At 61.7% G+C, this 21,236-nt stretch carries 18 protein-coding genes; 15 read left to right on the top strand and 3 right to left on the bottom strand.

The window, feature by feature from the left end; all coding sequences use genetic code 11:
* Positions 1–28: 28 nt before the first annotated feature.
* The 9 genes from ACEN9K_RS10320 to ACEN9K_RS10280 all read left to right on the top strand — a co-directional run bounded on the left by ACEN9K_RS10320 (position 29) and on the right by ACEN9K_RS10280 (position 9,090).
* Positions 29–1,240 carry an extracellular solute-binding protein gene (locus tag ACEN9K_RS10320; protein WP_134164271.1) on the top strand — a complete coding sequence of 404 codons (1,212 nt, stop codon included), beginning with the start codon at positions 29–31 and terminating at the stop codon, positions 1,238–1,240.
* Between the two features lie 33 nt (positions 1,241–1,273).
* Positions 1,274–2,410, top strand: coding sequence for an ABC transporter ATP-binding protein (locus ACEN9K_RS10315; protein WP_285246602.1), 1,137 nt, complete (start codon positions 1,274–1,276; stop codon positions 2,408–2,410).
* The gene (locus ACEN9K_RS10310) at positions 2,407–3,318 is read left to right on the top strand and encodes an ABC transporter permease (protein WP_208324239.1); all 912 of its coding nucleotides are present in this window, start codon (positions 2,407–2,409) and stop codon (positions 3,316–3,318) included. The genes ACEN9K_RS10315 and ACEN9K_RS10310 overlap by 4 nt, the downstream gene beginning before the upstream one ends.
* 2 nt (positions 3,319–3,320) lie before the next feature.
* Positions 3,321–4,217, top strand: a complete 897-nt coding sequence (locus ACEN9K_RS10305) for an ABC transporter permease (RefSeq protein ID WP_134164272.1) — start codon at positions 3,321–3,323, stop codon at positions 4,215–4,217.
* Entirely contained in the window at positions 4,210–5,382 is a 1,173-nt protein-coding gene (locus ACEN9K_RS10300) for a mandelate racemase/muconate lactonizing enzyme family protein (protein WP_134164273.1), read from the top strand. The genes ACEN9K_RS10305 and ACEN9K_RS10300 overlap by 8 nt, the downstream gene beginning before the upstream one ends.
* A gap of 10 nt (positions 5,383–5,392) precedes the next feature.
* The gene (locus ACEN9K_RS10295; RefSeq protein WP_134164274.1) at positions 5,393–6,283 is read left to right on the top strand and encodes an SDR family NAD(P)-dependent oxidoreductase; all 891 of its coding nucleotides are present in this window, start codon (positions 5,393–5,395) and stop codon (positions 6,281–6,283) included.
* A gap of 31 nt (positions 6,284–6,314) precedes the next feature.
* Entirely contained in the window at positions 6,315–7,838 is a 1,524-nt protein-coding gene (locus tag ACEN9K_RS10290; RefSeq protein ID WP_134164275.1) for an aldehyde dehydrogenase (NADP(+)), read from the top strand.
* Between the two features lie 109 nt (positions 7,839–7,947).
* The gene (locus ACEN9K_RS10285) at positions 7,948–8,799 is read left to right on the top strand and encodes an aldose 1-epimerase family protein (protein WP_134164276.1); all 852 of its coding nucleotides are present in this window, start codon (positions 7,948–7,950) and stop codon (positions 8,797–8,799) included.
* An 81-nt stretch (positions 8,800–8,880) separates the two neighbouring features.
* The gene (locus ACEN9K_RS10280; protein ID WP_134164277.1) at positions 8,881–9,090 is read left to right on the top strand and encodes a hypothetical protein; all 210 of its coding nucleotides are present in this window, start codon (positions 8,881–8,883) and stop codon (positions 9,088–9,090) included.
* 64 nt (positions 9,091–9,154) lie between these two features.
* Here the strand turns inward: ACEN9K_RS10280 and ACEN9K_RS10275 are convergent, their stop codons facing one another.
* The gene (locus tag ACEN9K_RS10275; protein ID WP_134164278.1) at positions 9,155–9,925 is read right to left on the bottom strand and encodes an IclR family transcriptional regulator; all 771 of its coding nucleotides are present in this window, start codon (positions 9,923–9,925) and stop codon (positions 9,155–9,157) included.
* Between the two features lie 330 nt (positions 9,926–10,255).
* The gene (locus ACEN9K_RS10270; protein WP_495635657.1) at positions 10,256–11,650 is read right to left on the bottom strand and encodes a sugar porter family MFS transporter; all 1,395 of its coding nucleotides are present in this window, start codon (positions 11,648–11,650) and stop codon (positions 10,256–10,258) included.
* 832 nt (positions 11,651–12,482) lie between these two features.
* Here ACEN9K_RS10270 and ACEN9K_RS10265 point away from each other — a divergent pair.
* From ACEN9K_RS10265 to ACEN9K_RS10240, 6 genes are all read left to right on the top strand, one after another.
* Complete coding sequence (locus ACEN9K_RS10265) at positions 12,483–12,995, top strand: SRPBCC family protein (protein WP_166673061.1); 513 nt, start codon at positions 12,483–12,485, stop codon at positions 12,993–12,995.
* Between the two features lie 128 nt (positions 12,996–13,123).
* Positions 13,124–14,017 (top strand): oxygenase MpaB family protein, encoded by an 894-nt coding sequence (locus ACEN9K_RS10260; RefSeq protein ID WP_495635656.1) that lies wholly within the window; start codon positions 13,124–13,126, stop codon positions 14,015–14,017.
* Positions 14,004–14,486, top strand: a complete 483-nt coding sequence (locus ACEN9K_RS10255) for a hypothetical protein (RefSeq protein ID WP_134164281.1) — start codon at positions 14,004–14,006, stop codon at positions 14,484–14,486. Before ACEN9K_RS10260 ends, ACEN9K_RS10255 begins: the two co-directional genes overlap by 14 nt.
* Complete coding sequence (locus tag ACEN9K_RS10250; protein ID WP_134164282.1) at positions 14,486–15,490, top strand: hypothetical protein; 1,005 nt, start codon at positions 14,486–14,488, stop codon at positions 15,488–15,490. Before ACEN9K_RS10255 ends, ACEN9K_RS10250 begins: the two co-directional genes overlap by 1 nt.
* A gap of 607 nt (positions 15,491–16,097) precedes the next feature.
* Positions 16,098–19,652: a MobF family relaxase gene (gene mobF / locus ACEN9K_RS10245; RefSeq protein ID WP_134164283.1), complete on the top strand. Its 3,555-nt coding sequence runs from the start codon at positions 16,098–16,100 to the stop codon at positions 19,650–19,652.
* 651 nt (positions 19,653–20,303) lie between these two features.
* Positions 20,304–20,588, top strand: coding sequence for a hypothetical protein (locus ACEN9K_RS10240; RefSeq protein ID WP_141181338.1), 285 nt, complete (start codon positions 20,304–20,306; stop codon positions 20,586–20,588).
* 120 nt (positions 20,589–20,708) lie between these two features.
* Here ACEN9K_RS10240 and ACEN9K_RS10235 read toward each other — a convergent pair whose 3' ends face one another.
* Entirely contained in the window at positions 20,709–21,200 is a 492-nt protein-coding gene (locus ACEN9K_RS10235; RefSeq protein WP_134164285.1) for a single-stranded DNA-binding protein, read from the bottom strand.
* Positions 21,201–21,236: the final 36 nt, after the last annotated feature.

The following is a 21,236-nucleotide window of genomic DNA, read 5'->3' as shown; positions in this document are numbered from 1 at the left end:
CGACGGGCACGAGACAACGGAGACTCCAATGAAGTACTTGAAGACCCTTGCCGCCATCTCACTGGCCGGTGCCATGCTGGTCACCGGATGCGGCGCACCTAAACCCCCCGCCGCAGCCGATGCTCCCGCCGGTGCAGTCGCCTTGCCTACTGAGCCGCTGACCATCAACGTCGTGGACGTCGCAGGGAACCTCCAGCTGAGCCAGAAGATCTTTGACAACTACCAGAAGGAACACCCCAACCTGGTCAAGGAATTCACTTTCCAGAAGGTCAACGCCCCCGAACTTGTCGGCAAGCTTCAGGCGCAGCAAAAGGCCGGACGACTCGACATCGACCTGGTCCTGACAGGTTCTGACGGGATGGCCTCAGGCCTGAAACAGGACGTTTGGTACGACCTCCTCGGACAGCAGAAAGCCAACCTTCCAGACACCGCCACCCTCTACGACGCGAACGTCAGTAAGTTTCAGAAGCTCGCCCAGGGCAAAGGCCTTTCCTTCGTCTTCTACCCCGGCGGTCCCCTTCTGGAATTCGATCCCGCCAAGGTGCCTAACCCGCCCAAAACACCCCAGGAACTTCTGGACTGGGCGAAGGCCAATCCCAACAAGTTCTTCTACGCCCGGCCTGCCAACTCAGGCATAGGACGGGCGTTCCTTATGGGGCTGCCCTACATGCTTGGCGACAAGGACCCCAAAGACCCCGTCAACGGTTGGGAAAAGACCTGGGCCTACCTGGCGGAACTGAACCATTACATCGACTACTACCCCACTGGCACCGCCCAGACAATGAGCGAGCTGGCGCAGGGAAACCGGTGGATGGTTCCCACCACGACGGGCTGGGACATCAACCCACGTGCCATCGGCCAAGTACCCGCTGAGATGCAGGTCAGCGCATTCAAGAACTTCACCTGGGTCGGTGACGGCCATTTCATGACCGTACCGAAGGGCATCGAAGGCCAGCGCCTGGCCGTCGTCCTGGACTTCATGAAGTATGCGCTGAAACCTGAGCAGCAGGCCCTCACCTACGATTCCGGCTACCTGTACCCGGGACCTGCCGTCAAGGATGTGCCGTTGTCCATGGCTCCCCAGGAGAGCCAAGACCTGATCAAGAAGTTCGGCCGCCCCATCTATGACGAGCTGATCAAGAGCCAGCCGCTGGAAATCCCGCTCGAAGCTGATGCCATGGTCTCTGCCTTTGACCTCTGGGACAGGAACATCGGCGGCGCCAAGGTGCAGAAAAAGTAACCGGCGAAGTATTAATCCCTAGGAGACAACGACGTGACCAGCATTAATACCAAACCCCAGCTCGGACAACTCCGGCTGCAGGGCGTCACCCGAAAATTCGGGCCCATCACAGCCCTGGATCATTTGAACCTGACCATCGAAGGCGGAGAGTTCATCGCTCTCCTCGGCCCGTCCGGCTGCGGAAAGTCCACGGCTCTGAGCTGCCTCGCCGGCTTGCTGCCGCTCAGCGAAGGCGCCATCTGGGCCGACGACGTCAGGATCGACACCCTGCCCTCGGAACGACGTGAGTTCGGCATGGTGTTCCAGAACTACGCGCTCTTTCCCCACCTCAGCATCCGCGACAACGTCGGCTTTGGCCTGAAGGTCCGGGGAGTGAACAAACAGGAAATGCGCTCCCGGGTCGATGAGGCCCTGGCGATGGTGGACCTGCAGGAGCACGCTTCCAAGCTCCCCGGCCAACTATCGGGCGGCCAGCAGCAGCGCGTGGCAATAGCCCGCGCCGTGGTCCTCCGGCCCCGCCTCGTTCTCATGGACGAGCCCCTCTCCAACCTGGACGCCAAGCTCAGACTTCAGATGCGCACAGAAATCCGGCGGCTGCATCAGAGCCTGAAGCTCACCACGATCTACGTCACGCACGACCAGGAAGAGGCACTGGCCCTCGCTGACCGAGTGGTGGTTCTGCGCCGTTCTAAGGTCGACCAGGTGGGGCCGCCCGAAGAGGTCTACAACCGGCCGATCAACACCTACGTCGCGTCCTTCATGGGGTTCCGGAACCTGTTCTCTGTCGAGGCCTCCTCACCAACGGGTCAGCAGGGAATCGTAGACGCCCGCTCCCACGGCAATTCCTTCCAAGTCATGGCCCAGCGCCCGATCCAGGGAGGCAACGCCATCATGGCCATCCGCCCGGAAGATTTCCAGCTCGGCCCCGTGGACGGAAACTCATTGCGAGTCCGTGCGGTAGTCGTGGAGTTCTCCGGACACAGCTTTGTCGTCGAAGGCGTCACGGAGGCCGGAGAGGTCATCCACCTCCGCCTCAAGGACCGCGTCAGCGCCGGTGACACGTTCGAAGTAGGGTTCTCCCCCTACAGTGCGCTGCTCTTCACCGGCGATGAATGCTCTGATGACGTCGTCCAGGCTGCGGCAGCCGTCCAGGTCGAGGTCTTCTCGTGACCACCACTACCAACCGCACGGACGCCCCTACGCTGAATTTCCGGCACAAGCTGGCGGACCGCGGCATCGACCCTTTGCTGGTGTTGTTGCTCCCGGCCGTTCTGCTCCTCGGCGGACTCTTCGTGTACCCGATGTTCTACGGCGTCAGCATCTCGATGGACCCGCTCCAAGGTGGCGGGCCATTCGTCAACTACGTGAACTTCTTCACTGACCCGTTCCAGTCCTCCACCATTTGGAAGACATTGGGGCTGGCACTGCCGGCCGCGCTGATCAACGTCGGCGCATCCGTCCCCATTGCGATGCAAATGCGCCGGAAGTTCCGCGGCAAGCGGCTCCTCACCGCAGTCCTGGTACTGCCCGTCAGCCTCGGCACGGTGCTCGTCGCCGATGGCCTGCTCCGCTATTTCTCCCCCACCGGGTGGTTCAACCAGGCACTCCTGGGCCTCGGGCTCGTCGATGAACCGGTACGGCTGATCTACAACTACGCAGGCGTGCTCTTTTCCCTGATCATCACCGGCTTTCCCTTTGCCTTCCTGCTGACCCTGTCCTACCTTTCCGGCATTGACCCGACACTGGAGCGGGCCGCCGCCACCCTCGGTGCAACCAAGTGGCAGCGCACCAAGTACATCGTGATGCCGCTGCTCGCACCGGGTCTGGCGATGACCTTCTGCCTGACGTTCGTCCTGGCATTCGGCGTCTTCCCCTCAGCGAACCTCGTGGGCGAACCGACCGGTTCGACACGCGTGTTGTCCATCGCGGCATATCAGGCAGCGTTCGAACAATACGACTTCTCGCTCGCCTCGGCCATTGCCGTCATTATGGGTGTAGTGGAGATGGTCATCATCGGCGCGGTCCTGTTCCTGCGCAGCCGCTTTTATGAAGGATCCACAGCAGGAGGCAAGGGCTGACCATGACAACCACAACAACCCCCTCAAGCACGTCCCGCAGGGCCAGCGAGGCGCCACCGGCACCTGTAAAGAACAAACGCTCGCTGCTCCAGATCACCGTCTGGGTCGCCGTCGGCTTCTTCCTCCTGAACCTCGCCGGGATCATCCTCTCCGTCATCGTCAACGCCCTCGGAACAACATGGTTCAAGGGACCGCTCCCCGAAGGCTTCACGGTCCAGTGGTTCGGCCAAGCATGGCAGGATTTTAACCTCGCCCAGGTGCTGGTTACCACGCTCCAAGTGACCTTCAGCGTGCTGGCACTGTCCCTGGCATTCGGTGTGCCGGCCGCCTACGCCCTCGCCCGACGGGACTTCCCCGGCAAGAAGCTGGTCATGCTGCTGATGCTGCTGCCGGTCATGCTCCCTCCCATCACCTACGGCGTCCCCCTGGCGACACTGATGTACCAGCTTCAGCTGACCGGCTCCCTCACGGGGGTCATCCTCGTGAACCTCGTTCCGGCCCTGCCGTTCGTCATCCTTGTCATGACCCCATTCATCGGCCAGCTGGACAGGAACCTGGAGTCCGCGGCCCGCATGTGCGGGGCCAACACATGGAAAATGTTCCGGATGGTCCTTGTCCCGCTGCTCACCCCAGGCATCCTGGCGGCAGGCGTGCTGATCCTCGTCCGGACCGTGGCCATGTTCGAACTGACGTTCCTTGTCGCCGGGCCCAAGAGCGAAACGCTCATCGTCGCCCTCTACTCGGCTGCATTCTCCACCGGAATCCGGAGCGCCCAGACTATTGATGCGATGGCCGTCATCTACACCGTTATGACTTCGGTGCTGCTGATGATCGCGCTTCGCTTCGTCAACCCCACCCAGATTGTCGGTCAAGTGAAGGGTGCCGCAGACGATGACTAGGCCGAGCACCATCGAGCGGATCGAAATTTTTCCGCTCGAGCACAAGCTGAAGGACGGCGGCTTCGGCACCTCCAAGGTCCGGGTTGCGGCCAGGACGGCGACCCTGGTCAGGGTCACGACCTCGGACGGGATCATCGGCTGGGGCGAATCTTTCGGGCCGCCCCGCGTCGTCGCGGCCCACCTCGAAGATCTGGGCCGGGCAGTCATCGGCCAGCCACTGGAACTCAGGGAAGGTGCCTGGCTGAGCCGGCTCAACGCCGGGTACCACCTGACCAAGGGCGGCCTGCACGTTGCAGCCATCAGTGGCCTGGATACCGCGATGTGGGACGCTGCCGCGCGAACGTACGGTGTTGCAGTTTCGGCCCTGCTCGGTGGACGGATCCGTGATGAGGTAACCGCATACGCCTCCACCGGCTACTACCATGAATCGGACGACATCGGGATCCTCCGGGACTACATCGAAGAAGCCGTCGACGAAGGTTTCACTGCCGCGAAAATCAAGGTCGGTTCGGGCGTCCATGACGATGTCGAACGCACAGGCCTCACCAGGGACCTCTTGGGGCAGGGGGGGCTGGTCATGGTGGACTACAACGCCAACGCCACGGTGGACACGGTCCTGGCTTCACTGCGTGAGGTAAAGGAGTTTAGTCCCTCCTGGATCGAGGAGCCCCTGCCGCCGGACGAAACACACGGGTGGGCCATGCTGCGCAACAATACGGACCTTCCGTTGGCGGCAGGAGAGGCCCTTTACACCCGGTTCGGGTTCCGCGACTACATCGCGGAAAAGCGCGTCGACATTGTCCAGCCCAACCTTTCCGTCTGCGGGGGGTTCACGGAGGCGAAGGTCATCGCACAAATGGCCACCGCGTGGAACCTCCGCGTCACCCCTCATGTCTGGGGGACCGGCGTTCTGATGGCCGCCACCTTGCAACTGCTCTCCACCCTCCCGGCATCACCTTTCGGTGAAAGGAACGCCTACCCGCCACTGCTTGAATACGACCGGGGAGAGAATCCCTTCCGTGAAGGCGTTCTAGAGGAGCCGATACTGGCTCGAAGCGGCCAGGTCACCATTCCGACAGGGAACGGCCTTGGCGTTGACATCAACGAAGATGCAGTGAGGATGTGGGCTTTGCCCACACACACACTGGACATCACCTCCCCGTGAAAGAGAAGGCATGAACAACCAGCAACCCACCACCTGGGCTTCCCCCGGCATCACCACAGGGCACGGGGCCCTCACAGCCCGGACCGCGTTCGTCACCGGAGCAGGGCGGAACATCGGCCGTGCCATTGCGATCCGGTGCGGATCCGAAGGCGCGCGCGTCGCCGTCAACGACGTTGATGCGGCGGCAGCTGAGGCCGTCGTACATGAGCTGCGGGACGCCGGCGTGGAAGCATTCGCCGCGATTGGCGATATGTCCGACTTCACTCAGGTCGACCGGGTTTTCGCGGAAACCGAGGAAGCTCTGGGCACAGTCGACATTCTGGTCAACAACGCCTATGTCCGCTGTGGTGACACCGCATGGGGCAATTTCCTGTCAGTGGAACCATCCGACTGGGAACTGTTCGTGAGTAAGAACATGAACATGCTCTATGGATGTACGCAGCGCACAGCGCGCGCCCTGGCCGCCCAGGAGAAGAAGGGGTCGATCATCAACATCAGCTCCCACGGAGCCGAACGCGCCCACCGCAATCACATCCCCTACGACTCGGTCAAAGGCGCGATGGAGTCCTTCACCCGCGCCGTCGGCGTCGACCTCGCCCCGTGGGGCATCCGGGTCAACGCCCTGCGCCCCGGCGCAATCGCCGTCGAGGGAGAACCGCCCATGTGGGACGGCAAGAAGGACCTGCGCGCCGCCCAAATCCCATTGGGGAGGGCAGGAACACCCGAAGACATCGCAGCCGGAGTCATCTTCCTGGCCTCCAATGAATCAGCGTTTGTCACCGGACAGGCCTTCAACATCGACGGCGGCATGCTGGCCCAGGGACGTGCACCCCAGGTCGAAGGCGTGCCGGTAATGCACCCGGGAAACGCCACGCCGGTTCCCCCCACACTCTTCCACTGACCCGTCCCCCAGAGCCAAGGACCCCAGCATCATGACCACCATCGCAGGCACCAACCCCTACACCGGAGCCCTCCTGGACCCGGTAGCAGAAGAAAGCAACCCCGCGGATGTTGACCGCATCGTCGAGAGCGCGGGCAAGGCCTTCGCCTACCTGGAGGGCATCGGCAGGGTAGGCCGGGCCGGGCTGCTTCAGGTCCTCGCGGACAGCCTGGACCTGAACGCGGAAGAACTGATCCAGGCCGCTGACGAGGAGACCGGAATCGGCCCGACCCGGTTGACCGGGGAACTGAAAAGGGCGAGCTTCCAGATGCGGTTCTTCGCCGAAGTACTGCTGGAGGGCAGCTACCTCGAGGCGACCATCGACACCGCCGGCGAGACTCCAATGGGACCGCGCCCGGACCTGCGCCGGATGCTCCAGCCTATCGGCCCGGTGGCCGTTTTCGGATCCAGCAACTTTCCCTTCGCCTTCTCCGTCATCGGCGGCGACACAGCATCGGCCCTCGCCACAGGCTGCTCCGTGGTGCTCAAAGCGCACAGCTCCCACCCCCGAACCTCCAAAATCTCCTACGAGATCATGGCCGCAGCGGCCATCAACTACGGGGCGCCTGAAGGGACCCTGGGAATGGTCTTCGGCCAAAAAGCGGGGACAGCGCTGGTCAGTCACCCCCTCATTCAAGCTGTCGGGTTCACAGGGTCCCTTGGCGGCGGCGACGCCCTCATGGAAGCGATCAACCGCCGGGAACAGCCCATCCCCTTCTACGGCGAACTCAGCAGCATCAACCCCTTGGTTGTCGCCCCGGGCGCCGCCGCCGAACGGGGCGCGGACATCGGTGCCGGCCTTGCCGCCTCCATCACGACCTCCGCCGGGCAGCTGTGCACCAAACCCGGCGTCGTGTTCGTGCCGCACGGCCCCGAAGGCGACAGCCTCGTCTCCAGGCTCACGGAAGATCTGTCGTCCACCAGCGTCTCACCCCTGCTGAACCGCAGGATTTTCGAAAGCTACGCCGCCATCACCCGCGCACTGGAGGACCAGGAGGACGTGGCCAAGGTCGCCACCGGCAAAGTCCCCGACGAAGGCGGGTTCCGTGTTTCTCCCGCCGTCTACAGCATCGACGCCACACGGCTGCGCCGGGAGACGGTCGAGGAATGCTTCGGCCCCTCTGCTATCATCGTCCGCTACGGGACGCTACCCGAACTCGAACAGGCACTGTCGATGATCGAGGACTCCCTAACCATGACCATCCACTTGGGCGAAGACGACGACGACCTGGCCCACCGGCTCACCGAACTCGGAAGGGCCCGGGCCGGCCGGATCATCTACAACGGCTACCCGACGGGCGTCAGCGTGGCCTGGGCCCAAACCCACGGCGGGCCTTGGCCATCGACTAACTCCCTGCACACCTCCGTCGGAGCAACCGCCATTCGCCGCTTCCTGCGCCCGGTCACCTATCAGGACGCCCCGGTCAGCGTCCTCCCGGACGAGCTCAAGGACGGAAAAATCACTATTCCCACCCGAATCAACGGGCACCTTAACCTGCCCCAACCATCGGCCTGACCATGACCACAGAACTCCTGCTGACCCGGCAAGAAGACAGCGCCTACCAGGCACAGCAATGGCAGTGCCCGGATAACTGCGACTACTGCACCAGCCCGGAAACGGACTGATGAAGGTCCACCTCCAGACCGACCAGCTCCGCGCCGTACTGGACTCCCTCGGCGCGGAGCTGGTCTCCCTCCAAAACAGCACTGGCAAAGAACTGCTCTGGTCAGCAGGGCCCGAATGGCCCCGACACGCCCCGGTACTGTTCCCAATCATCGGGCGGGTCCCCAGTGAAGTCCTGCACTACGAGGGCCGGAACTACCCGATGACACAGCACGGATTCGCACGGGACAACCATTTCACGGTCCTGGAAACCACTGCCCACACTGCCCGCTTCCTTCTGCGCAACAGCCCGGTAACAGAAGCGATGTTCCCGTTTCCCTTTTCGTTGGAAAGCAGCTGGTCGATCTCCGGGCCCTCCCTCGACCTCACCCTCTCTCTCACCAATACGGGCACCGGCCCCATGCCGGCATCCCTCGGCTGGCACCCGGCTTTTCGGTGGGATCCATCCCCGGGATCGCAGCTACTCTTCGACAAGGAGGAAACTGCTGACACCCGGCGGGTTGATGCCCACGTGCAGCTCACAGCTGCCCGGTTTCCGACACCGGTGCACCAAAAGGTCCTGACGCTGACCGAAGACCTGTTCGCCGACGGAGCGATCATTTTTGAGTCAATGAAAAGCCGTACCGTCCGGTACGTCTCGCCTCAAGGCCCGGTACTTGACCTGGCTCTCGCTGGCTTCGCGCAGTTCACGGTGTGGAAGCAGCCCGGGGCGGACTTCGTGTGCCTTGAGCCTTGGGCAGGCCTGCCGGCACCGGCGTCCTATCGCGGAGAAGTACTGGCAAGCCCAGGACAAATGCTGGTCCAACCAGGCGAGGAACGCAGTTTTAGCTGCCGGCTCACTACTCATCCGTAATCGCTCACAGGATCAGCAACAAGCGGTTACCAACAAACGATGCAGCAACAGAGATGGATCCATGGAAGGTCTGTGATAACAATGACCCTTGATATGTCCCATTGGAGAAGCCTCAGCCGCGGCGAGGAGATTGAAGTCCTCGATGACGCCCTCGTCATCGCACGCGGTGTGGTCGATGATTTCACTCACGATCGGCGCATTCTCTGGCTCCACCTGACTTATGGTGGCGGCAGGCGGATGTTTCACCACGAAGACGGCTGGCACGTCCGGGCCGCACGCCGGGAACAGTAGCGCCGCCCGATCATGGCTTCCTCAGAGACTCCATCAGAAGGTTGAACAGCCCGTACGTCGTTCACTAATTGCGACGTTCGTATCCCAGTTGGCGGGAAATGGCGGCCGCGGTTGCCGAGACCAGAGGACCAAAAGTAGCCGTCTGCTCCTGCATTCGATTGGCAGGACCGGCGACACTGATCGCTGCCACGACGTGCCCGGAGTGATCGAAAACCGGGGCGCCGCAACAGGTGCTGGAGAGATCGAACTCCTGGTGTTCCTCAGTCCATCCGCGCTCCAACGAGAGCCTGATGTCATCCTCCAGCCTCGCCTTTGAGGTGATCGTGTGGGGAGTGTGTGGGCGGAGCTCGAGCTGGCGAATCAGCACTGAGCGCTCATGCTCTCCCATCCCCGACAAGTAGGCCTTACCGATGGAAGTTGCGTGCAGCGGGCGGCGAGCTCCCAGTTCGGCACTAACCCGAACTGACTGAGGTCCAAGCTCGCGGTAGACGAAGACAATTTCCTGACTATTGAGTACGCCGAGGCTCACACTCTCACGTGTTTGCTGAGCCAGCGCCCGAAGTAACTCCGGAGCAACGTCCATCACTTCGACCGATTGCACCGCAGCCATGGCCAGGCGGGCGATGGAAGGGCCGAGTCTCCACTGGCCGCCGGGGGTCTGGATGATGTACTGATCTTCATGCAAGCGCTCCACGAGCCGGTAGGTAGCACTGCGGCTGATTCCCAGCGCTTGGACCAGGTCGGCCGTGGAAGCTTCTTTGGTTCGGGCAAGGTGGTTGAACAGTTCCAATCCGCGGTCCAAAGACCCCTTTCCCACCGTCGCAGTGGATGCCATACCGTTTCCTCTCCCGTGGTTCACGCCCTTCGGAGAGTCCCTATGGACTCGGCATAGAGCGAGAAACCAATGGGTCCTGAACCTAGGGGCCGGATTGTCGTCCCAGTCCTTGGAACATCCTAGTCCCGATCAATGGGACTTGTTGCCGTTGTACTCTATGAAGGCTTCGAGGCATCCCGGGCAGGCTTGACGGCTCCTTTTTAAACCAGGCGTTCGGTTTTAGGGATGGCTCTCCTCCGTTACTGCTGATGGGTGAAGCGAAGAAGAAGAGTGCTTTTAACCTCTAGGGCTCGTCTCGTCATGATTCGGTCGCGGTGGTCGGACGTGTGATCAATGAGTAGTCGCAGCGACTTTCGCGTCATGGCGGTCGTGGAGGTCCTGTTCAATCTGCTCCAGGCTGCGGCCCTTCGTTTCAGGGACAAACTTGAGGCAGAACAAGAATCCGACGATATTGCATGCCACGAAAAGCACCATCGTCCCGGCGAGACCGATCGACTCCCGCAACAGAGGGAAGCCGAAGGTAACTGCTAGCGTCGCGAACCATGTGACCATGCTGGCCATGCCCATGGCGGCGCCACGGACGCGGAGGGGGAAGATCTCTCCGAGGACAACCCAGTTAACCGGGCCCCAGGTAAGGGAGTAGCTGACAAACATGACGGACATAGCGATCAGCATTGACATCGCGTTAGCCTGATCGCCTTTACCCGCCTCCAAGGCCATTGCGGCCATGCAGATGGCCATGCATGCGCTGCCACCGACCAACAGGGTCCTGCGGCCGACCCGGTCGATGAACTGCAGCCCGATGGCCACGGATACCACCTTGATCGTTCCAAGAATAATCGTGAATACCAGCGCATTCTCGTGCGGCAAATTCAGGCTTTCGAAAATCGTGGGTGCGTAGTAGGTCACCATGTTCAGCCCAGTGGCCTGGCACAGGACGGGAATGCCTACACCGACGATGACGGCCGGGCGTACCCATCTGGCCAGGAGTTCTCTATGCGAGCTTCTGGCGTCTACGCGGCTGATCGCTTCAATGTCGGAAGCCGCTTCCTCCGCGGAACGGGTGGCATAGAGCAGGCGCGCCGCCTCCTCTGTACGCCCCTTGGTCATCAGCCAACGCGGGCTCTCAGGCAGGAAGGGAAGGCCGGCAACGAGCAGCAGTGCCGGGAGCGCGCCGCTGGCGAGCATGAGCCGCCAGTTTTCGGTATGGGCAAGGAGGAAATTAACACAGTAGCCAAGCAGTAAACCGGTGACGATCATCAGCTGGTTGAGACCTGCGAGGCGGCCGCGCGCCTTCGCAGGCGCCATCTCTGACAGATATACGGGCACCAGCGCTGAGCATCCACCCACCCCGAGTCCGAGGAAGACTCGCCCGGCAATTAGAGCACCGCTGTTCGGTACGACGGCGCAGACCACTGAGCCGACAATGAAAACAATTCCCAGAGCCAGGAGTACGCGGCGACGGCCGATACGGTCCGACAACCGGCCTGCACTAACCGCTCCAACTATTGCACCAATGGAAATCCCACCGACGATCAAGCCGGTGGTGAGGGCATCTTGGGGGAACCCCGGAGTCTTATAGATGTAGGACAAAGCTCCGGCGATGATCCCGGTTTCATACCCAAAGAGGATGCCTCCCAGGGCCCCGAAGAAGTAAATCAGGGCGGCCTTAGGTACCGGGCTGGTCCGTCCCACGGTGGAGGGCCCTTTGGTAATAGATGACATTGAAAAACCTTCCGGGGCCGAGCGGTGGCCGAGGGACAAAGGAGGAGCATCCCGTTAAGCGGGATATGCGTACGCTCACTGGGATTGTGTCATCGAATACGCTAGCTTAGCGTTGCGCCCGTCACAAGTCTTAGCGACGAGGAGAACCCGCACCAAGGCTTGGGGATTGCAGCCAGTGTCCGCGCCACGCTAGCGGGCTCGCGCAATGGGAGCGTTCGCGATTGCTTTCAGGCATAAGCCGGCGCCTCTCAAGGAGGGCGACCTCCCGCCGCCATGTTCCTTGGCAGGGGCGCCTAGTTACTCGGAGGTCGTAGGGTGAGATCTCGGTCCGCCAGCCGTGGCTGCGGAAGGAGTCGAGCCGGAGTCTGACGACTTGCAGCAGCACAAGAGGAGAGAGCCGATCGAGAAGCTCCTCCCCATGGCAGGGATACCGTGCTGGCCCATCGGGCAGCGCCCCAGAGTGTCGCAAAGTAGCCGAGAGCCGGCACGTTATGGTGACGGACGTGAACCGGGCTTAGGGAGTATTTACGGTGGTCTGCCAAGCAGTGCGGCCCAACCCCTACAAATGCAAGGTCGAGATGGGGAACACCCCAACCTGACGTCACGCAGCTGCGGAAAAGCGCGTCAGAATAGGGTACGAAAAGCAGTTCCTGAACATGCCCACTGTTGAGTCTTAGAGTCCGACCTGACAACCAGCTCGGAGGTGCCGACGACGGCAGCCCGAAGCGCAGAGTTATGCTCAACGAGGCTGGAGATGTCGAAAATGCCTTCCTTGGTTGCCTCGCGAGGCCGCTGGAGCAGGGCGTGCTGGAGTTGGTGCCAAGATATTAATATGAAGTCTCGCCTCTTCGACCTCAACTCCACCTGGCAGCTCCCGGCCTCGCCCAACGAGGTATGGGCCGTCATCGCAGACACCGACATGAGTTGGCCCCAGTGGTGGCCGCACTGCACCTTCGCTACGCCCTTGGAGCGAACCGAAGCCGCGAGCAACGCGCAGGAGGATATCCTGATGACCACCACGGCCCACCTAAACTTCAAGGCGTTCCTGGGTTACACGCTCACCATTACCATTCATCCCACGAAGGTCGCCATGCCACGTGAGATAGAGTTCGACGCCGGCGGGCACTTGCAGGGGACCGGGCGGGTAAGCCTCGTCCCCCAGGAACAAGGCCAGACAACTCGTATGGACATAGAGTGGCGCGTGCGGCCTACGCAGCGCTGGATGAACGTACTAACACCGGTTGCCGCTCCGGCCTTCGTAGCAGCACATGCCCTGATGATGCGGCAGGGGGAAAAGGGCTTGCAGCGAGAACTGGCCAACAACCGCGCCAAGAAACCTGCGTAGACCCGTCTACATTCACCTAGCCAGCTGAGGACAACAGTTCTAGGATGTAAGCAAGTTAGCCGAGCTGGGGAGCCTTCGCAGCCCACAGTTCGAGCGTGCAGTAGCAAGCACTATGAACGGGGGCCACGATGAAGATTCATCCCACCCTCGCTGACAGCCTCCGGCGCCAGGAGAGCCCTTCCTCGAACGACTGGGAAACCACCTTCCGCACCATGGTCCTCTACGATCTGGCGGCAGACATTGAACTTGGCTTCTTCCTCTCGTACTACCGGAATTTTGCTATCCCGCGCATAGCGGCCACTCTCTACCGGAACGGCGAAATCCTGGAGCGTCCCATGAAGCGCTCTTACGACACTGCAGTCGTCATTTACGAGCTCATCGCAAGCGGCCTCGATAGCGACCGGGGAGAGCACATGGTCGCCCTGCTCAATCGCGCTCACCGCAACGTCCCCGGCAGCGCGGACGATTACCTCTACGTCCTTCTGACCCTGCTGGTCGTCCCGGTTCGCTGGGCCCAGCAGCATGGGTGGCGCCCGCCCACAGGAGCAGAGCTAACCGCTGCAGCCCGTTTTTTCGCAGAGTTGGGATCCCGGATGAACGTACAGGGTATGCCGGAGACCTATGCCGAAGCGGAGCGTTTCTTCGACCAATACGAGGCAACCCATGTCTCTGCATCGATTGAAGGCCAAAAGCTGATGGACGCGACAGTTCAGGTCTTTCAGAGCCGTCTGCCGCTTCCTCTACGACCCTTCGCTGCAAGAATGATCAGTGTAATGCTCGCTGATGACCGGCTCGTTGGCGCCCTCGGGCTCCCCCGCAGCGGCCGAGGCTCCCGAGCCACCTTGGGAATTATTCTGGCAGTCCGCAACGCCCTCCACCGCCGGCTGCCGTTGCAGCGAAAGCCTCATTTCACGCCAGGAAAGGCCGGCTCGTCTTTGTACCCGGGCGGCTACTCGCTCGATCAAATCGGCCCCGTCAAGGTCCCTGACCCGTCAACCTTCCAAAGCAATGAACTATCGTGAAGCTCGAAAAGTAGCCCGCAAGGCCGAGCAAGGCTTTGGGTTGCCCAAGGCGCCAACGCTCCAGCTCATTCAGGACAAACTGGAACGGCAAAGAAGCCGCCCCATCATTGTCGACGAACTACCCGGCCTATCCGGATCGGAACTCTGCGGGGTCTGGCTCATCTGCGCTGACCGGGACATCGTGTTGCATGCCCCCGTGAAGTCGGCCTGGCACCGGCAGCAGATCGTCCTTCACGAGTTCAGCCACATGATTCTCTGTCATGACCTCGAACAAAGTAGCGCAGACCTTGCCGCGACCTTCCTGCCTGACCTGAGCCAGGACGTACTCCGCGTGCTCGGACGCAGCAGCTACACAGACGGCGCAGAACTCATGGCTGAAGTCTTGGCCGACCAACTCGCTACTCGGATCATCAACAGCGACGTCGATGCCATGCCCGAGCCCTTGGCATTTCGACAAGTATTCGGCTGATGGAAGCGGTCCCTGCCGCCGCACTCTGGGTCCTGACCGTTCTCAGGCTTCCAACAGCGCTCGATGCTCACCGTGGAAGCGTCTTCCGCGCCACTATCCTCGCTGCGATCGCCTGTACCCTTTATGTCCCAGCGGTCTACTACACCGTCGATCCATTACTTGGCGGACACAACCGCGTCGGGCTGGTTACCCTCTTGTCCTTGCTCCTGGGGTTCTGGCAGTTTCGCACGGCGATTCTGCTGGCAGCGGTTACAGATACAGAAGTACGACGGCGGCAGCTCGTCTTGGGCAGATTCGCTGCTGCCGCCGTGTGCACCACAGTGACGGCCGGGTTTCTCGCCAGCCGCGTGGATGGCACCGATCCCAACTTGCCGCTGACCTACGCCGACCAGCCCGGGATGGCAGTCTTCCTCTGGACAGGCTCCGCTTTCATCATGTGGGTCTGCCTCGACATAGCCCGGGTCTGCCGCAGCAACGTCCCGCACATGCACGCACCGGCCTTCCGGTCGGCTTTTTCCCTCATCGCAGGGGGATGCGTCCTCTTCGCACTTGTCCTGCTGGACCGGCTGATCTACGGCGCTGTGTTTGCAGCTGAAGGCGCCGACAGTCAAACAGCTGCCGCACTGACAGGCTTCTACTGGATCGGAGAGACGGCTGCTGTGCTCCTGGTCAGTCTTGGACTACTTCTCCCCCGCATGGCGGGACGCCTCCGGCAGGGCATCTTCGCGCTGCGGGCAAGGCTACTTCTCATGCAGATCAAGCCAATTTGGAATGACGTGACAAGTTGCCAGCGTGAGCTGGTCCTGCAGGACCACCGCCCCGGTTTGCTCGTGTTCTTCTCCCGCCACGCGGAAGCCCAGCTTCACCGGCATCTAGTCGAAATCCTAGACTGTGAATTGGCGAGTCCCCTAGCCCGCGAGCGCCTCAACGTACACCACTTGTCGGTAGTCGAACGCGCCGAGCTCTTACTCGAGAGCCGCTCCACGCCCCACCTTCCTCGTTAGAATCCAGCCCTCACACCTCTGGCATCCAAGGCGCCAGCGTTAGATGCTGTCACGGCCAGTCATGTTGCCCCGCTGAGCCTCGCTGATGAATCAACGTGAACCAGAAGAATTGCGAAGAGTGCCGTACCACTTTCGAAGCGACGCGGAGGAGCCACCGGTTCTGCTCCCAACGTTGCGCGAACAGGCACCGGAGTCGTCGCCACCGAGCCACAATTCGACCTTCTACAGTGCCGGCAACAACTTTGAGCTCGCCGCTCCTCAAAGCGCAGTTGCAGGCTACGAAGCGTCGTCTGGAGTCCGAGAGGATATCCTGCGAGCGCCAACGCCAAGTGGTTCAGTCCAAGCTCCGCTCTCAAGCCGCAGAGATCGACCGGCTCGAAGCCGAGAGTTCGGAACAGCGGCTGAGCATCAACCTCCTCCAGTCGGAGGTCGCACGCCTTAAACGAGCTCAACGGACTAATGTGCAGGACCTGGCGCACACCGCGGCCTTGCTTGTCTCAATCTCCCGTGCCAAGGGAGTGGCCCTTGACGTCCGAACCTTGGACATCCTCCGCCGGCGGGGTTGGGATCCAAGCAAACAGCAAGCAGGGGCACCCCGACTGTGACCATGTCTATCGCACGTCTGTCTGCCCAGTCGGGTCTGCGCTACCTGTTCAAGACGACGATGATGGATGACTTTTCCGGTTCTCCCCCGGACCCCACCACGTACTACATGAAGGCGGGCACACCCCAGGGGCGTTGGATTGGCGGCGGACTAAACGGCATCGGTAAGACGCTGGGTGACGCCGTTACGGAAACCGACGCAAGAGCGGTATTTGACATGGCGGTGCATCCGCAGACCGGCACTCCCCTGGGCAGGCCGCACGCCCAATCTGCCGCTGTCGAGAACAAGGCCGGCCAATCAGCTCAACGGCGTGCGGTCGTTGGCTTCGACCTGACGTTCAGCGTGCCAAAGTCGGTGTCCGTACTCTGGGCGCTGAGCCCGCACAGCAAGCAGCAGCAGATCCTGCGAACCCACCACGAAGCGGTAGAGGCGACCCTTGCGTGGCTGGAAAAGAACGTCATCCACACAAGGGCCGGCCGTAACGGAGTCGCCCATATCGGCACGCAAGGAGCTGTTGCCGCCGCGTTCGACCATTGGGAGTCACGAACCGGGGATCCGCAGCTCCACACCCACCTTGTTATCGCCAACCGCACACAACGTGTCACGGACGGAGCCTGGGTCACCCTCGACTCCCGGGCTCTGTACAAAGCAGCGGTCGCGGCGAGCGAACACTACAACGGCCTGCTGTTCGACGCCCTCCAACGGGACCTTGGGTGCGACCCCGAGATCCGCGCTCCCCTCACCACAACGCACAACCCCAGCCAACAGCTCACCGGGATCCATGAAGAACTCATCCGCGAATTCTCCAATCGCTCCCGCCTCATTGACTTGGAAACTGATCGTCTTGTGGCAGCGTGGAGCAAGGATCACGGTCAGACTCCCTCGGTTACGACCACCATCAAACTCCGCCAGCAGGCTACCCTTTCTACTCGCGCCCCGAAGCCCGAGTGTCCCACACCGCTGCACCAGCTCTCTGAACAATGGCAGACTCGAGCAATTGCCAAAGGTTTTCAGCCATCCGACGTCCTCGCCCACACCATCAACCGCTCCCGCGGCGCCCCTTTTACCTTCCTGGACTTCACTCCCGACTGGACCTCCGCTGTCGCGACCATCGCCAGGGAACGGGTTGCCGGAAAACGCTCAACCTGGAACCGCTGGAACCTACTTGCAGAAGCGGAGAGAGTCTGCGCCCAAATCCGTTGCAGCACCTCATCAGACCGGGCCGCTCTGATAGATGCAGTCGCAACCGCTGCCGAACAACAATCAGTGCCCCTGAACGAGTACCGCTACTCCCTTCCACCGAACGCTGGCCCGGACCTGCAGCTCAACCAGCGGAGCGTTTTCGACTTCCATGGGTCACGCCTCTACACCGACGCTTCAACACTCGCTTGCGAGGACGCCATCATGACAGCAAGGAAGGACAAGGGCGGACCGGCTGTCCGCCCAGCAGTCATCATGGACTCGCTGGACAGCGGCGGCCGTCTGCAAGTGCCGAGGCTACATGCCGATCAGCGCGCGGCAGTTGCGGACGTCGTCCTTAGCGGAAACCGGCTGGACGCCATCGCCGGTCCGGCGGGAACGGGAAAAACCACCACGTTGAGTGCAGTGAAGGCTTTATGGGAAGCAGAGCATGGAGCTGGGAGTGTCATCGGGCTTGCTCCAGCTGCGGCGAGCGCAGCTGTGCTGAGCCACGAACTGCACGTAACCACCGAGAACGTCGCCAAGTGGCTGCACGAGTCAATGGGTCAGGGTGCAGCTACCAGGGCTGAGCGCTTCTTCCACATTCAGGAACTCCTAGGTTCGTCCACGTACAGTGACCGCCGGAGCATCGCATGTGCCCAGGAAGCTGCCCGGCTAGCCGCAACCCAACAGCGCTGGTGCTTCCACCCGAACCAACTTGTCATCATTGACGAAGCGTCCATGGTGTCCACCTTTCAGCTTGCTGGCCTCGTGCAGCAAGCAAAGGAAGCCGGTGGGAAGATCCTCCTGGTGGGAGACCCAGGCCAGTTGGACGCAATCGACGCTGGCGGCGTCCTCGGCTGGCTTGACCGCCAGGGATTAGCGACGCGCCTCAGGACTATCTGGAGGTTCCACGAGGAGTGGGAGCGCTCATCGTCCCTCAAGCTTCGGGCGGGAGACTACTCAGCCATCGAGGACTACGAGCAGCATCGGCGGATCCGGCACGGATCCTACCTAGGCATGCTGGACCAGGCGTATCTTGCGTGGCAGGCCGACATGCAGTCGGGGAAGTCGTCAATCCTGATCGCCGCTGACAACGAGACCGTGAACATGCTCAACGAGCGCGCAAGAGCGGACCTGGTTGCCCAGGGAGTTGTGGACGCAGAGTTAACTGCCCACCTCACCGATGGCCTGCAGGCTGGCTCCGGCGACACCATCATCGCCCGCGGCAACAATCGCCGACTAATCGACAGCGAAGGCGAATTTGTCCGAAACGGCACGTTGTTCGATGTCAGGGCCGTCAACAGGCACGATGGTTCGGTTCTCGCAGTGCGGCGGCAGACTGGGGCGAGCGTCGTACTCCCCCGGGCCTATCTGGAGAGGTACGTTGAGCTCGGCTACGCGACTACGGCCCACCGATCCCAAGGCCTTACGGTCGATACCGGGCACACCGTGGTCACCCAAGGACGGCTGACCCGCGAACTGCTCTACGTGAGCATGACCCGCGGCCGGTCCGGGAACTTCGCGTATGTCAGCGAGGGCGACGACTCTGACCATCAGGCCGTGGATCCTTCGCAGCATTTGTCGTGGCGCAGCATCCTCGGTGAGGTGCTGGCCGCAGAGGGGGCGGAGCGGACTGCACACGAGGTCCGTGAAACAGAGAGGATGAAGGCGGACAACCTTGAACGGCTGTACGCCGAGTACGACTATCTGGCGCAGATTGCTGCTGGCGAGGACCTCAGACGTTGTCTGGGAAAAATTGACCCGGTTGCAGTCCCCGGGCTAAGCGCGTCACCGTCGTGGGGCGCCGCAGTTGCGGCCTGGCGCAAAGCCACAGCATGGGGCCGTCACGGCGCAGAGCGAGTCATGGAGCGGACCGTGCAGGACAGACATTCAGTGCACGACCCGATGGCGCACCTCAGCGCGCGGCTTCGTCGCTGCGCAAAAGGAACACCATCGACGGCGATAGACCCTTTGCGCGAATCGTTCCCTGTGCTTGGACCCGAGTTGACAGACATGATCGTCCAGGTCCGCGAACGCATCAGGCAAAGGACGGAAATTGTCACTTGGGCTGCCCTGACGCAGGATGTTCCGTGGAAGGACGAGCTAACAGCGGCCGTGGGTGCTACAGACTCCTTCGGCCAGCTGGTTCGTGACGTTGCCCTGTTCCGGGACAGATGGGGAATCTACGATTCTCACCTGCCGTTGGGAGGTCGCCCGGCGGACTACGAGTGGGAACAGCTGGGCCAGCGGCAAAGACTCCACGAAGCAATTGAGAGAGCCAGACGCTGTCAGGCTGCCCCTCATCCAGAGATGAGTCCACCCGATATGCATCGATCCCAGCAAGTCGTCCTTACTAGTTCAGACTGGCAGATCTAAGCTGATGTAGAGGCAGAACATTGGTCGTGAACCCAGCGGTGAAACCGAGAGTTGCGACAGCCGGGTTGGTACTGGCCAGCGTGGCTGTTCTAACCGCGGCTGCCCTTTGTCTGGTTCTCCTGCCCTCCGCCGGCGTCCCCGTCTTTGGAAAGTTATTGGGCGAGGCCACACTGTTCGCGGTTGCATCGCTTACCGGATGGCAATGGTGGCGACGGACTAGACAACGTCGGGCCTGGCAGGAACAGGCGACGGAACAGTGGAGATCCTTCAGCAATGCCAAAGCGCTTGGCGGCACATCAGCGGAGGTGACGCTGGTTAGCGTTGACGCAGTGCAGCCCACCGGCTCCTGGGTCACGATCAGATGGAATCGCTTCAACCACACTCAGCGGGCCTGGCTGGAGTCGCTTCCGGAACCGATCTGGCCCGGATCGGTCCTGCTCATCTCCCCGGACCCAGCCCAGGTTATGCCTGGCGCGCCATGGCCGGACACGTACTTCATTCAGGCGGTCGATTGTTTGGCCTGGGCTCCTGCCGAAGGGCGCGGGGCGGCTCCTGTAACGCCATCCGTTGCGAGGGTGCGGAATACCTGAAGCTCCTGCCGCTGACTTGGTCCCAAACCCTTGTTCGAACATATGTTCTATAGTTGTTTGCGTGATCAAGTCCGGCTCGCCAGAAGACCTCGAGCGCATGACGGCCCGGATGGACGCTGAGTCCAGCCGTCCGATCGATGATCCGGCGCCTATTCGGGACTTCCCGAAGTATGCCCGGCCGTTAGTGTATGTCGGCGGAATCTATGGCAAGGCCGTTGGCTGGACCCACAAGTACGGTCTTATCGAATGGCTGGATTCCTCCGGCAAGTACCACATGGGATGGGCCCACTCTTCGAGCATCAAGCGGGTGGAACCGGACGAATGGAAGGGCAGTTCGCGGCTATAGCAAGCATCGCGGTCCATCAGCGTGACAGCAAGACAATGGCCCGGTCCTCCGCGGAAGGACCAGGCCATTGCCATGTCTCACTCGCGGGCAAGCCCAGGAGACTCACCCAACGGCGCAGGGTCAGAGACTAACCTCATTCCGTGCCGGCTCGCCGAAACGGGATACCGACACCGGCCCCTTGGTTGCGATGTTGTACGTCGGCTCCGGCGCCTCCTGCAGGCCTGCCTCGGTGGAAGCGCCAGGCCCAGCGGCACGCGCAGAACGTTGGTATGCAGCGGTACCAAAGCGAAGGTCCGGGCCAATGGTCTCGGCTACGATCCGACGAGCCTCACGCCGCTCCCCACCCTTTTCAAAGGAACGGAATTCCAGCTCACCCGAAACGGTGACGGGGTCGCCCTTCTTCAGCGAATTGGAGGCGTTCTCGGCGAGCGCCCGGAACGCGGAGACGTTGTGAAAAACAGGTTCCCCGTCATGCCAGGATCCGTCTGGCCCCTGGACACGCTGGTTCACCGCAACGCGGAGCTTGGTGTGGGCCACCCCCGACTCACCGTAGGTCAGATCCGGATCTGCTACGAGGTTGCCGGCGATGTTGATCGGTATTTTGGTGCTCATATCGTGCGTCCTTCCTTCGCGGACGGGACTTTCCCA

The organism is Pseudarthrobacter sp. Pseusp20, from assembly GCF_059492155.1.
The sequence above is the reverse complement of the archived record's forward strand: the minus strand, read 5'-3'. Positions and strand labels throughout refer to the sequence as shown.